The organism is Proteus terrae subsp. cibarius (genome assembly GCF_011045835.1).
Taxonomy (GTDB): domain Bacteria; phylum Pseudomonadota; class Gammaproteobacteria; order Enterobacterales; family Enterobacteriaceae; genus Proteus; species Proteus cibarius.
Genome location: NZ_CP047349.1, coordinates 1,924,066 through 1,938,252, shown reverse-complemented (window position 1 = coordinate 1,938,252; position 14,187 = coordinate 1,924,066). Strand labels below are relative to the sequence as shown.

The following is a 14,187-nucleotide window of genomic DNA, read 5'->3' as shown; positions in this document are numbered from 1 at the left end:
AGAAAGTATAAATATTAAAACAAAGCTGGTATACCAGCTTTGTTGATTTATGGAATTTAATCTACAGCAATATCACTATATATAATATCAAAAGTTAAAGTGGATGATACCGCACCTGGTGTCGCATCTATGTCATTAGGTTTCATATAGTTAACGTCAAATAAGAATTGTGCGCTGTGATCTTCTTTATTTATATTTGATTTAAATTCCTTAGGTTTTTCATTGTTTAATTCAATAATGTTTTTATCAGCATCAAAAATTGCAATATCAACATTGCTACCGTTATCAGCCAAATTTTTTAAAAGTCGTTTAGTTTGTTGAGGTATTTGTAATTGTATACTATTAATGTTTTCGGCACAGTTAGTAAATTGAATCGAAAGGGGTTGAGCTGGAGTGTTGGCAATATGATCATCACCAAAATTATTTGCTTGAACAGGCGGTAACTCAATGGGTTGTATTTCATCTAGTTGACATCTTGGAATTGGCGTAACAGAACCATTTATTGTTATTGTTCCTACATTTTTTTCTATATATTCAATAGCATTTGATTGAGTTGAAAAAAGAGTAGTAGATAGAATAAATAATGAGAGTATGTTTTTTTTCATCGTAAGTTCCATTTATTGAATTAAGAAGATTATTTAATTACTTCAATATTGCTTAAAGAGATGAAATCTTATTAATTTGGTTCTGATAAATCAAATTGGTTTTTTATATGAATATTTATTTATAATATGAATGAAAAAACAAACAATAAAATATGGTTATTAAAATAATCTATATTTTATTATTACTTTGAAAATTTGATTAAATGTAGTTTTTCTTGCTATTAAGGTTTTTAAATTATAAATTAGAAAAGATTTTTTTATAAAAGAAGAATTAGCATATCTTTGTATTTGATGAAGTATAAAATTTAGATATAAAAAAAGCACCTAAAGTAGGTGCTTTAAGAAGAATATAAATTATTATTTTACTGTAATACTTCTTGAGTTAATAACAGCATCAATTTCTTTTTGTGCTTGTAGGTGAGATTGCTGTGCGTATTCTTCACCATATGCGGTACCTTCAGCCATAATAAACTGTACGTCATTGATACCGATAAAAGCTAAAAATTGTTTTAGGAATGGAACAATAAGATCAGAAGGTTGATCTTTATGAACACCACCACGACTAGTTAATACAATCGCTTGTTTATTTTCAAGCAAGCCAACAGAACCCGCTTCAGTATATTTAAACGTTTCACCAGCGCGAGCGATAAAATCAATATAATGTTTTAATTGAGCTGAAATTGAAAAGTTATACATTGGTGCAGTAATCACTATCATATCGTGAGCTTTTAATTCACTAATTAACTCATCTGATAATGCTCTGACTGCTTTTTGTTCATCCGATAGCATTGCAGTTTCTTTGCCAAAAGCAAATAGTGTTGCTTGGTCTAAAGTTGGCACTGGATTTTTAGCGAGGTCACGTATTGTAACCAAGTCATCTTTATGATTACTTTGCCAATTTTCAATTAAGTAATCCGCCATTTTATTACTGTGCGAATAGCTATCTAAAATACTGGATTTCAGTACAAGGATCTTTTTCATTATTTTCTCGTGGTCTATAAAATGTTCTATTTATTTAAATTTATTAGTTGGTAGTAGTTTACCCGAACTTTAAAATATCACATCACAATCCTTTGAATATGCTATTCAAAATTATTGATTATATGAAATTATATACTAATAAATTTAATCAAGCCTTTATGTGCCAATAGCCGGTTGTGATATCATACGAGCATTAGTTTTGATTAGAATAACCTCATAAAGGATAATAAAAGGTGACATTATCATCTGCCACGCTCTATCAAGAAATAGAGCAATTATCGTTGCGGGAGCAGCAACGATTAAGAAAACGTCTACGTGGCGTCGCTAAAATTAATAATGAAGAGTCTAAACAAGCGGTATTAAGTGCAATTAAAGGCGATATTACAACAGCACAACAGATGATAATTCGCCGTCGTGCCAATTGTCCTGAAATTACTTACCCAGAAAACCTTCCTGTCAGCCAAAAGAAAGATGCCATCTATAATGCAATAAGAGATAACCAAGTCGTTATTATTGCAGGAGAAACTGGCTCAGGTAAAACAACACAGATCCCTAAAATCTGTCTTGAGCTAGGACGAGGGATCAAAGGTTTTATTGGTCATACTCAGCCTCGCCGTTTGGCTGCACGGTCAGTAGCTGAACGTATTGCTCATGAGTTAAAAAGTACGTTAGGAGGATCTGTAGGTTATAAGGTTCGCTTTAGTGATCATGTTGGCGATAATACTCTTGTCAAGTTAATGACAGATGGTATTTTATTGGCAGAATTACAGCAAGATAAGCTGTTACTTCAATATGACACTATCATTATTGATGAGGCCCATGAGCGCAGTTTAAATATCGACTTTATTCTTGGTTATTTAAAACAGTTATTACCTAAACGCCCTGATTTAAAAGTTATTATTACCTCTGCAACTATCGATCCTGAACGTTTTTCTAAACATTTTAATCAAGCACCTATTATTGAGGTATCAGGTCGAACTTATCCTGTTGAAGTCAGATATCGTCCTATTGGTGGCGACGAACTCGATAGTGATAAGGATATGACTGATGGTATTGTTGATGCTATTGATGAATTAAGCAGAGAAAGTGCGGGTGATATTCTTATTTTTATGAGTGGTGAGCGCGAAATTCGCGACACTGCTGATGCGTTGAATAAATTACAACTTCGCCATACGGAAGTATTACCTTTATTTGCCCGTTTATCTAACAGTGAACAGAATCGAATATTTCATCCTCATAACGGTAGACGTATTATTTTAGCGACTAACGTCGCAGAAACGTCATTAACTGTACCTGGTATTAAGTACGTCATTGATACCGGTTTTGCCCGTGTTAGCCGTTATAGTTATCGTACTAAAGTACAACGGCTTCCAATTGAACCTATTTCTCAGGCTTCAGCAAATCAAAGAAAAGGGCGTTGTGGTCGTGTTTCTGACGGTATTTGTATTCGTCTTTATTCAGAAGATGATTTTATTGCTCGCTCTGAATTTACTGATCCTGAAATATTAAGGACTAACCTTGCATCTGTTATTTTGCAAATGACGTCGATAGGGTTAGGTGATATTAGTGCTTTCCCATTTGTGCAACCACCGGACAAACGCAATATTCAAGATGGTGTTCGTTTATTAGAAGAACTAGGCGCGTTACAAAACGAAACTGACCACAATGGTGCTTATCGTTTAACTCCTATGGGGAAACAACTTGCACAACTTCCTATCGATCCTCGTTTAGCGAGAATGGTACTTGAAGCGCGCAAATATGGCGCAGTGAAAGAGTTGATGGTCATTACATCTGCACTTTCAATTCAAGATCCGCGCGAAAGACCGATGGATAAACAGCAAGCTTCTGATGAAAAGCACCGACGCTTCCAAGATAAAGACTCTGATTTCTTATCTTTTTTAAATATGTGGGATTATTTAAAAACTCAGCAAAAAGAGTTGAGTCAATCTCAATTTAGGAAATTGTGTCGCCAAGAATTCTTAAACTTTATGCGAGTAAGGGAATGGCAAGATGTTTATACACAGTTGCGACAAGTTGTTAAAGAGTTAGGGTTCCCTGTTAATAGTGAGCCTGCTGATTTTAGAAGTATTCACGTTGCGTTGTTAAGTGGCTTGTTATCCCATATTGGGCAAAAAGATGCAGATAAACAAGAATTCACAGGCGGAAGAAATGCCCGTTTTTCTATTTATCCGGGGTCAGGTTTATTTAAAAAACCACCAAAATGGACAATGGTGGCAGAGCTAGTCGAGACATCTCGTCTATGGGGAAGAATTGCGGCACGCGTTGAACCTGAATGGATAGAACCTATCGCTGAACATTTGGTGAAACATCAATATAGCGAACCTCATTGGTCAAAGGCGCAAGGCGCTGTAATGGCTAATGAAAAAGTCACCCTGTATGGTTTACCGATTGTTGCTTCTCGGCCTATTAATTACAGTCAAATTGATCCTCTTTTATGTCGTGAGCTTTTTATCCGCCATGCGTTAGTGGAAGGAGATTGGCAAACTCGGCATGCATTTTTCCGTGACAATTTAAAATTACGTACAGAAGTTGAAGAGTTAGAGCATAAATCTCGTCGTCGAGACATTCTTGTCGATGATGAAACAATGTTTACGTTCTACGATCAACGGATACCTCAGGATGTCGTTTCGTCTCGTCATTTTGATAAATGGTGGAAAGAGGCACAAAAGGCATCACCTGATCTGCTTAACTTTGAAAAAAGTATGCTTATCAAAGATGATGCTAAACGTGTTAGCGCACTAGATTATCCAAATTATTGGCATCAAGATAATTTAAAATTACGCTTAACCTATCAATTCGAACCGGGTACTGCGGCTGATGGTGTCACTGTTCATATTCCATTACCTATTTTGAATCAGGTGAAAGACGAAGGTTTTGACTGGCAAATTCCAGGTATTCGCCATGAATTGATTGTGGCTTTAATTAAGTCACTACCAAAACCTATCCGTCGTAATTTTGTACCAGCACCTAATTATGCTTCTGCATTTTTAGAGCGTGTACCTCAAGTTGAAGGTGATTTACTCGATAGGCTTGAAAAAGAGTTGCGCCGTATGACAGGAGTGACTATCGATAGAGAAAGCTGGCAGCTTGACCAAGTCGCTGATCACTTAAAAATGACATTCCGTGTTGTTGGCGAAAAAAATAAAACACTGGCAGAAAGTAAAGATCTCAATAAATTAAAAGAGAACTTAAAGGAAAAAGTGCAAGAAACATTATCAGCAGTCGCCGATGATGGTATTGAACAACAAGATTTACATATTTGGAGTTTTGGTGATTTGCCTCAGCGTTATGAGCAAAAACGGGGTGGCTATTCAGTGAAAGCTTATCCTGCACTTGTGGATGAAAAAAACAGTGTGGGTATTAAGCTTTTTGAAACAGAATCTGAACAGCAAGCTTCAATGTGGGAAGGGGTAAGACGATTATTATTATTAAATATTCCGTCACCTATTAAATATCTGCATGAAAAATTACCTAATAAAGCAAAACTTGGCCTTTACTTTAACCCTTATGGCAAAGTGTTGGAGTTGATTGATGATTGTATTGCTTGTGGTGTTGATAAACTGATGTCGTCTTATGGTGGTTTAATTTGGCAAGAAGATGAATATCAAAAGCTACAAGAATATGTCAGAGCTGAACTAAACGATGCTGTGGTTGAAATAGCAAAACAAGTTGAAGCGATTTTAACTCAAGTATTTGCTATCAATAAGCGTTTAAAAGGGCGGGTGGATATTAGCGTTGCTTTTGCATTATCTGATATTAAAGCTCAACTTGGCCAGTTAGTTTTTCCTGGTTTTGTTACCTCTCATGGATGGAAACGCCTTGCGGATATTCCTCGTTATTTGAGTGCAATTGAAAAACGAATGGAAAAACTAGCTATTGATCCTAATCGCGATCGGGTGCAAATGAGTCGAGTTGAAAATGTTATTCAGCAGTGGCAACAGTGGTTAGGTAAACTAACCGAGAAACAAAAGCAGCAAGAAGAAGTGCAAAATATTCGTTGGATGATAGAAGAGCTAAGAGTAAGCCTATTTGCTCAACAGATAGGGACTCCATATCCAATATCAGATAAACGCATATTGCAAGCGATGGAACAAATTAGTTTTAATTAATCAACCTATTACATATTTAGACCCACGGGAATTTATGCTTCTCGTGGGTTTTTTATTACCTTGCTAATTAATAGTTATCAATATATTAGTTACAACATACTATATGTTTCTTGATTTATACGCATCTAACCATTTGTGTAAAAAATAACAGCTTAGCAGGAAATTTTTTTGACTTAAGTGAAATTGCTTTTGAAAAGAAGAGAAGAGAGGTAGAGAGGTAGAGAGGTACTGTTTTTTCAGTACCCCTCAGATTATCTTTAGTAAATAGTTAAGTAACCCAATGCTGGAATGGCGCCCAATAAGACAAGAGCTAACAGAATTTTCTCACTTAAGAGTAGCGGTTTTTTATCTTTATACTGTTTGCGTGTATATAAAAACATCAGAATACCTGGTGCATACAGAACAACAGAGAGTAATAAATTAATGACTCCGGATGCATAAAGTAACCATAAACCATATAAACTTGCCGGTATGGCAATTAACAATAAAGCACGACTACTGCGAGCAATTGCTACTTTAAATAAAAATGCACCTACGAGGAAGTAAGGAACAAGGATCATCTCTGATGCAATAGTCAGTAATGTGTTGTAGTTACTTCCTGTCAGCCAAATTAAAACTAAAGAGAATTGAACAGCACAGTTGGTAAACCATAACGAAGCCGATGGAGCATCATTTTTATTCTGCTTTCCTAATTGTTTCGGGAAAGAGTGATGTAGTGCTGCAATATACGGTACTTCCGCGGCCATAATTGTCCAGCTTAAATAAGCACCACACACAGAAAGAATAAGACCTGCTGCAATAATTATCTCGCCCATGCTACCAATAAGTTGAACAAGTAGTGGTGCCATTGATGGGTTTTTCATCGCCGCCAATTCTGCTTGGGTAACTAAACCTTGTGATAACAAAGTCACAAGAATATAGATAATCAATGCAATGACAACGGCAAGCACTGTTGCTAAACCAACATCACGACGGTTTTTAGCTCTTGCGGAAACAACAACTGCGCCTTCAATACCAATAAATACCCACAGCGTAATCAGCATGGTATTTTTGACTTGATCCCAAACTGGAACACCCATATTTACACCTTTAAAATCAAGGGTAAATATATCCATATTGAAGGCTAATAGGGCGACAATAACAAATAATCCTAAAGGAAGTAGCTTTGCCATTGTTGCCATTAAATTAATACTGGCTGCAGTTTGAACACCCCGTAAAACAAGAAAATGAACAACCCAAAGTAAGATTGATTCACCAATTAATGCTTGCCATGTATTTCCATCGCCAAAAATAACGTTTTCTGGTGTGTCTGTAAAAAAACTAAAGGCAGCAAAGACAATAACAAGATAAGAAACGTTAGCAACGACAGCACAAACCCAATAACCCCATGCTGAACAAAAACCAATGAACTCACCAAATCCTTCTTTCGCATAGGTAAAAATACCACCATCAAGATCAGGTCGAAGGCGAGAGAGGAGTAATAAAGATGTAGCAAGAAAGAGGATACCAATACCTGTTATCACCCAGCCAATAATTAATGCGGCAGGGCTGGCAACTTCGGCCATATTTTGAGGCAAACTGAATACACCTGCACCAACCATTGAGCTTAATACTAATGCGGTGAGTGATATTAAGCCAAGTTTCTTATTCAAGGATAATTACCTACATGATTAAAATTGTAAATAAATAGCGTATTTTCTTGTTTTTTGGTAAGTAAATAGAATAAATATGAATATCTCAAATTTAAATAAAGATAAAAACACTAAAAAACAGCGAGATTTTACGGAGAGTTGACTTGGTTGTCTATGCATTAAATCATAAAAATTATTCACTTTTACAAAAATGATGTCTGATTGATTAAATTTTGCATAAAAAAAAACCTTGCATCTGCAAGGTTTTTATCAATAGGAAATTTTTTATTACTTGAATAGGTCAGCCGTAATAGTGACTGTACCACCATCACTTTGCCATTCATTGGTAATATGGTAGAACTTAGCGCCTTTTGCTGCTGCACGCTTAGCAACCTGATACGAGATTTCTGGTGAGTTTACAAAGTATCCACTAAAAGTAATGGTATCAAAAGGATCCATTAATGCAGCAGCTGCTTTGTTAACTTCTTGAATTTCAGTGCCATCTGGTAAAGTTACAGTGTAACGACCACTTGCACCAGAACTTTGCGTTTCAGCAAAGGTACCTACACTTCTATCAAAATCAGTGTTTGATGCAAGGCCTGGTTTCTCAACTTTATTGGCAGCGGCTCCGCCTTCTGCAATAAGTGCGCGACCGGCATCTGAATCATAAGGAACAACAGCCTCTGGTGCTTGAATCGCACGTTTAGGCGCATCTTTTTTGTAGATATAAGCTGTTACTTCTTGGTTACCACCATCATTCGTTGATACGTTACGAACAATAAAGAATGATGCTGCATCTTTTTTGGCTGCCGCTTTTGCAATTGCGTCGTTAATATCAGGGGTTGTAGGGAAATAACCACGGATAGAAACCGTATCAAATGGTTGTAGCAGAATTGCTTCAGGTTTTGGTAGCTCTTTCACGCCATGAAAAACACGATAGCTTTCTTGATCTGCTTTTGGTGCATCTTTATGGTATAGATCCGCAGTAACACTCATGTTGCCACTATCACTAATATCATCTAGACCTTGAATATAGAAACTATCAGCACCGACTTTATCCGCACGACGAGATACCGCATCAGCGGCTTCATAAATAGCGTTAAAACGACCGATAACTGTAATTCTTTCAAATGGTTTTAGTTCTGCAGCTTGTTCGGGTGTTAATTCCTGAGCAGCCTGCGCAACAGTGATATTAGTTAAAGACAACATCGCTGCTGCGATGACTGAGGTTTTCAGCTTCATACAAAATCCTTCCGCCTTGCGCAATTAATATTGGTCATGTGCTGAACGTCGTGGTTTATCACATAGGGATTAATTATTACATGTAATAATAGCATTTGTCGCATTATTTTATTTAGCGAATCACCACAGAGTCAAATGACCAGTATATGTTACCAGATATTTACCTGAATATAGTGAATAATTCATAAATATGCCTTTTCGACTAAAATGATCCAATTAAGTTCAATTTTAGCTTTACACAGATATAGATTATTGGTTTTATTTTCAGTAGGTTATTAGAGCTCCGATTAATGACATGAATATTATTATTTTTAACATTTTTTTTGCATGAATGTGAAGTTAACGGAGAAGTTTTAACAGATCTCTATGGATAAGAAGGGAAAATTATGCGAATTGGTATACCCAAAGAGCGACTTTCTAATGAAACAAGGGTTGCAGCTACACCAGCTACAGTGACTCAACTCATAAAATTAGGATTTACAGTCGCAGTTGAAAATGGTGCGGGCATTGCCTCAAGCTTTGAAGATAAAGCTTATGAGGAAGCTGGTGCCGAGATCCTCGCTCTTCAAAATGTTTGGGAATCAGACATTATTTTGAAGGTAAATGCACCGTTGGATAATGAAATAGCGTTGCTACAAGATGGCGCAACACTGGTGAGTTTTATTTGGCCTGCTCAAAATGCAACATTGCTCGAAAAGTTAGCTGAAAAGAATATTAACGTTATGGCAATGGATAGTGTGCCACGTATTTCTCGTGCACAATCCCTTGATGCGTTAAGTTCAATGGCAAATATTGCTGGTTACCGTGCTGTTGTAGAAGCTGCTCATGAATTTGGCAGATTCTTTACTGGGCAAATTACTGCAGCAGGTAAAGTACCACCAGCTAAAGTGATGGTTATTGGTGCTGGTGTTGCAGGCCTTGCTGCGATTGGTGCAGCAGGAAGCCTCGGCGCTATTGTTCGTGCATTTGATACTCGTCCTGAAGTGAAAGAACAAGTTCAAAGCATGGGAGCCGAATTCCTTGAGCTTGATTTTAAAGAAGAAGCAGGCAGTGGTGATGGTTACGCTAAGGTAATGTCAAAAGCATTTATTGATGCTGAAATGGCATTATTTGCAGAACAGGCAAAAGATGTTGATATCATCATTACAACGGCATTAATTCCGGGAAAACCCGCTCCTCGTTTAATTACGAAAGAGATGGTCGATTCAATGAAGCCAGGAAGCGTTGTAGTTGATCTTGCCGCTCAAAATGGTGGTAACTGTGAATATACCGTGCCTAATGAAATCTTTACGACAGAACATGGCGTAAAAATCATTGGTTACACTGACTTAGCCGCTCGTTTACCTGCACAGTCATCTCAGCTTTATGGTACTAACTTAGTTAACCTACTGAAATTATTGTGTAAAGAAAAAGACGGTAATATCAATATCGATTTTGATGATGTTGTTATTCGTGGTGTGACTGTTATTCGTGCTGGTGAAGTAACATGGCCTGCGCCACCAATTCAAGTTTCAGCACAACCTAAAGCAGCTCCCGCTGCAAAACCACAAGAAAAACCCGTTGCTAAACCAGTTTCACCTTGGAAGAAATACAGTTTATTAGCGATAGCTTTCTTATTGTTTGCATGGCTTGCAAATGTTGCGCCGAAAGAGTTTTTATCTCACTTTACGGTATTCGCACTTTCTTGTGTTGTAGGTTATTACGTTGTTTGGAATGTGAGTCATTCATTACATACACCATTAATGTCAGTTACAAACGCAATTTCAGGCATTATCGTCGTCGGTGCTTTACTCCAAATTGGTAGTGGTGGCTGGGTTAGCCTATTTTCGTTTATCGCAATATTGATTGCGAGTATTAATATTTTTGGTGGATTTACTGTTACTCAACGTATGTTGAAAATGTTCCGTAAAGGATAAGGGAGACAATTATGTCCAGCGGAGTTGTTACAGCGGCATATATTGTCGCCGCGATATTATTTATTTTCAGCCTTGCCGGCTTATCAAAGCATGAAACCTCTAAACAAGGTAACTATTTTGGTATTGCAGGGATGGCAATTGCACTGTTCGCAACCATTTTCGGGCCTTATGCTGGTAATGTGGGTTGGATCATTATTGCAATGGTAATCGGTGCCGTTATTGGTATTCGTTTAGCTAAAAAAGTCGAAATGACTCAGATGCCAGAATTAGTCGCTATCTTACACAGTTTTGTAGGTTTAGCGGCGGTTTTAGTCGGTTTTAACAGTTATCTTGACCACAATACAGCAATGGATCCTGTAATGGTGAATATTCACCTAACAGAAGTCTTTTTAGGGATCTTCATTGGTGCTGTTACATTTACGGGTTCAATTGTCGCTTATGGTAAATTAAGTGGAAAAATGTCATCTAAACCGATGATGTTGCCTAATCGCCATAAATTAAACCTTGCAGCTTTAGTTGTTTCTTTCTTACTGATGGTTTGGTTTGTTAAAACTGATAGTGTTGGTTTACAAGTTTTCTTAATCATCGTAATGACTGTAATTGCTTTGGCGTTTGGTTGGCATTTAGTTGCATCAATTGGTGGTGCGGATATGCCAGTAGTTGTTTCGATGCTGAACTCTTACTCTGGATGGGCAGCTGCTGCTGCGGGCTTTATGTTAAGTAATGATCTGTTGATTGTAACAGGTGCATTAGTGGGTTCTTCAGGTGCAATCCTTTCTTATATTATGTGTAAGGCGATGAATCGCTCTTTTATTAGCGTAATAGCCGGTGGATTTGGTACTGATGGCTCAGCTTCAACAGAAGAAGGTGAAATGGGTGAGTACCGCGAAACAACTGCTGAAGAAGTGGCTGATATGCTGAAAAATTCCACATCAGTTATTATCACCCCGGGTTATGGAATGGCGGTTGCCCAAGCACAATACCCAGTACATGATATTACTGAAAAATTACGCCAACGTGGTGTGAAAGTGCGTTTTGGTATTCACCCAGTAGCAGGGCGTTTACCGGGCCATATGAATGTGTTGTTAGCAGAAGCTAAAGTACCTTATGACGTTGTATTAGAAATGGATGAGATTAATGATGATTTCTCTGACACTGATACGGTTTTAGTTATTGGTGCTAACGATACAGTAAACCCAGCGGCACAAGATGATCCAAACAGCCCAATTGCAGGGATGCCAGTATTAGAAGTGTGGAAAGCGCAGAATGTTATTGTGTTTAAACGCTCAATGAATACAGGTTATGCAGGGGTTCAAAATCCGCTGTTTTTTAAAGAGAATACACAAATGTTGTTTGGCGATGCTAAAGCCAGTGTTGATGCAATTTTAAAAGCGCTGTAGTAGATACAAATAGCGAATAGTAAAAAGCCAGTCGATTCTTGACTGGCTTTTTTAATGGATACTTTAACAATTACTGGTGATCGCTATCAACAGTAATAGGGCAGGTAAAACCATCCGGTTTAATAGCTAACAAATCACACTTAATGTGGTCAATAAGCTGTTCTGCTGTATTACCTAAGAATGCAGCAGATAGGCCAGTTCTTCCTAATATACCCAAAACAACAATCCCAGCATTTAACTCTTCACAAACTTGAGGGATCACTTGCTCAGGCAATCCTTCTATAACATGTGTTTTCTCTTCTGGGATACAGAATTTCTGGCGTAGCTCTTTCATCGCAATAAGATGCTGACCACGTAATGCATTGTTATAAAGATTTGGATCAAAATCAGGTAACTCAATCGCAATATTAATAGGCGCAACAGGGTAGGCGCTAAGTAAATGGACATCAGGATCTTTTTGTATACGATGAGATAAGTCGGTTGTTAGCTCAATCAGTTTTAGATTAAGCGCGTCATGATAAGATTCTTCATTTGATAAATTTGCGGCGACAACGATAGTACCGTATTCAGGCCACTCTTTATCTTTGACCATCCAAACAGGAGAAGGGCATTTTCTAAGCAATTGCCAATCAAGAGGGGTAAAAATAAGCGAACCTAATTTATCATGTTGGTGAGCCATTTTAATCAGTAAGTCATGTTGATGTGCAACGACTTCTTCAATAATTGCTTCATAAGGGCGATTATGCCAAATGACTTTGATATCAATTTCTATACCGGCCTCAAGGTAATAGCGTGCTTGTTGTTTGATCCAAGCCGCCTTTTGGCTGATAACACCTTTACGCATTGCATTGCGTTCATCGGGAGATAAAAGAGTTGTCATGTCATAAGAGAGATCATAAACAGGTAGAAAAGCTTTTATCCGCCCACCATTACGCTGAACGATATAGACAGCACGACGAAGTGCTGGTTGGTCATCTTGGTTAGGATCAATGACAACGAGAAGGTTTTGATATTTTTCCATTGTAATATCCTCTTTAGGGCTGGATTTATCCATCTACAATTTAAAGATAACCCAAGAAGATAAAATGCAATAGCATAAAATAGAAAACGGGACACAAATTTGTGTGCCCCGTTATAAAATTAGCGTGTGAAATGTAACAGATTAAACTTCAACTGATGAAGGAAGCTTGCCTGCAAGTTCACTTAACAGTGTACTATCTTCGATAGTAATGTATTTACCTTTAACACTTAACATGCCACTTTTCTGGAAGCGACCAAGTAAGCGGCTAATTGTTTCAACGGTTAAACCTAAGTAATTACCGATATCACCACGAGTCATGGTTAAACGGAATTCACGAGGAGAAAAACCACGCTGTGCGAAACGGCGAGAGAGGTTATAAATAAAAGCAGCCAAACGTTCTTCTGCATTCTTTTTCGAGAGCAGTAAGATCATCTCTTGGTCACCTTTGATTTCACCACTCATTAGGCGCATCATTTGTTGACGTAAGTTAGGCATTTTGCCTGACAGGTCATCCAAAGTTTCGAATGGAATTTCACAAACCATAGACGTTTCTAACGCTTGTGCGAAACTTGGGTGTTCAGTATTAATAATGGCGTCAAAGCCAACCAAATCACCAGCAAGATGAAATCCTGTTATTTGCTCGTCGCCTTCTTCCGTAATGGTATAACTTTTAATTGTACCGGAACGTATGGCATAAAGTGATTTCAGCTCATCACCTGCTTTAAACAAGGTTTGACCTTTCTGGATGGGCTTTTTACGCTCGATAATATTATCGAGTTGATCAAGCTCATGCTCGTTTAAAGTAAACGGGATGCAGAGCTGGCTAATACTGCAATCCTGACAATGGATTGCACAACCGCCAGATTGGATTCGGCGAACGACGCGTTTTTCTGGGATCATAAGCTTGCTCATTACAAATAAAAATATTGATATGCGTCAATTTTAACACATATTGCAGTAATTAGTAAGGGGAATAACGATACGTGTGGAAATAATTCTGAATGTAACAAAACATGTATCTTGATAAAAACAATGTTTTGCCTAAAGGTCTATTTAGAACAATTTGCGCTAACCCTATACTCAATTGGTATATTATTCGATTTTCTAACGAAGTCATAGTGCTATTACTAAATTATCCTTGTCAAAAGCCAAAAATGAAGAGGCGCTTCAATATTTTCTATCTTTGTATTGACATTTTATTTACGGCTTTACCTTAAATCCGTGTTTTTTTTACATAACTCTTTATTTTTATAACAAAAAA

At 37.4% G+C, this 14,187-nt stretch carries 9 protein-coding genes; 3 read left to right on the top strand and 6 right to left on the bottom strand.

The window, feature by feature from the left end; genetic code table 11:
• Positions 1–56: 56 nt before the first annotated feature.
• Together GTH25_RS09035 and GTH25_RS09030 are read right to left on the bottom strand one after the other, a co-directional pair.
• On the bottom strand, positions 57–605 hold the full coding sequence (locus tag GTH25_RS09035; RefSeq protein WP_164530509.1) for a fimbrial protein: 549 nt from the start codon (positions 603–605) through the stop codon (positions 57–59).
• 357 nt (positions 606–962) lie between these two features.
• Entirely contained in the window at positions 963–1,586 is a 624-nt protein-coding gene (locus GTH25_RS09030) for an FMN-dependent NADH-azoreductase (RefSeq protein ID WP_075673648.1), read from the bottom strand.
• A 233-nt stretch (positions 1,587–1,819) separates the two neighbouring features.
• Between GTH25_RS09030 and hrpA the strand changes: the two genes are divergently transcribed.
• On the top strand, positions 1,820–5,716 hold the full coding sequence (gene hrpA, locus GTH25_RS09025) for an ATP-dependent RNA helicase HrpA (protein ID WP_164530508.1): 3,897 nt from the start codon (positions 1,820–1,822) through the stop codon (positions 5,714–5,716).
• A 257-nt stretch (positions 5,717–5,973) separates the two neighbouring features.
• Here hrpA and GTH25_RS09020 read toward each other — a convergent pair whose 3' ends face one another.
• Both GTH25_RS09020 and ydgH read right to left on the bottom strand, forming a co-directional pair.
• Positions 5,974–7,368 (bottom strand): basic amino acid/polyamine antiporter, encoded by a 1,395-nt coding sequence (locus tag GTH25_RS09020; protein ID WP_099660373.1) that lies wholly within the window; start codon positions 7,366–7,368, stop codon positions 5,974–5,976.
• A gap of 267 nt (positions 7,369–7,635) precedes the next feature.
• Positions 7,636–8,589: a DUF1471 family protein YdgH gene (gene ydgH, locus GTH25_RS09015; RefSeq protein ID WP_075673645.1), complete on the bottom strand. Its 954-nt coding sequence runs from the start codon at positions 8,587–8,589 to the stop codon at positions 7,636–7,638.
• Between the two features lie 386 nt (positions 8,590–8,975).
• Here ydgH and pntA point away from each other — a divergent pair, with 386 nt between their 5' ends.
• Together pntA and pntB are read left to right on the top strand one after the other, a co-directional pair.
• Positions 8,976–10,505: a Re/Si-specific NAD(P)(+) transhydrogenase subunit alpha gene (gene pntA, locus GTH25_RS09010; RefSeq protein WP_075673644.1), complete on the top strand. Its 1,530-nt coding sequence runs from the start codon at positions 8,976–8,978 to the stop codon at positions 10,503–10,505.
• An 11-nt stretch (positions 10,506–10,516) separates the two neighbouring features.
• The gene (pntB, locus tag GTH25_RS09005; RefSeq protein ID WP_075673643.1) at positions 10,517–11,905 is read left to right on the top strand and encodes a Re/Si-specific NAD(P)(+) transhydrogenase subunit beta; all 1,389 of its coding nucleotides are present in this window, start codon (positions 10,517–10,519) and stop codon (positions 11,903–11,905) included.
• Between the two features lie 70 nt (positions 11,906–11,975).
• Here pntB and uspE read toward each other — a convergent pair whose 3' ends face one another.
• Positions 11,976–12,926 (bottom strand): universal stress protein UspE, encoded by a 951-nt coding sequence (gene uspE / locus GTH25_RS09000; protein ID WP_075673642.1) that lies wholly within the window; start codon positions 12,924–12,926, stop codon positions 11,976–11,978.
• 141 nt (positions 12,927–13,067) lie between these two features.
• Positions 13,068–13,826, bottom strand: a complete 759-nt coding sequence (locus tag GTH25_RS08995) for a fumarate/nitrate reduction transcriptional regulator Fnr (protein ID WP_036912995.1) — start codon at positions 13,824–13,826, stop codon at positions 13,068–13,070.
• Positions 13,827–14,187 lie beyond the last annotated feature (361 nt).

Excerpts from the sequence above, each read along its gene's own strand:
- ydgH (WP_075673645.1), bottom strand. The coding sequence starts at position 8,589 with ATGAAGCTGAAAACCTCAGTCATCGCAGCAGCGATGTTGTCTTTAACT.
- GTH25_RS09030 (WP_075673648.1), bottom strand. The coding sequence starts at position 1,586 with ATGAAAAAGATCCTTGTACTGAAATCCAGTATTTTAGATAGCTATTCG.
- GTH25_RS09035 (WP_164530509.1), bottom strand. The coding sequence starts at position 605 with ATGAAAAAAAACATACTCTCATTATTTATTCTATCTACTACTCTTTTT.
- pntA (WP_075673644.1), top strand. The coding sequence starts at position 8,976 with ATGCGAATTGGTATACCCAAAGAGCGACTTTCTAATGAAACAAGGGTT.
- GTH25_RS08995 (WP_036912995.1), bottom strand. The coding sequence starts at position 13,826 with ATGATCCCAGAAAAACGCGTCGTTCGCCGAATCCAATCTGGCGGTTGT.
- uspE (WP_075673642.1), bottom strand. The coding sequence starts at position 12,926 with ATGGAAAAATATCAAAACCTTCTCGTTGTCATTGATCCTAACCAAGAT.
- pntB (WP_075673643.1), top strand. The coding sequence starts at position 10,517 with ATGTCCAGCGGAGTTGTTACAGCGGCATATATTGTCGCCGCGATATTA.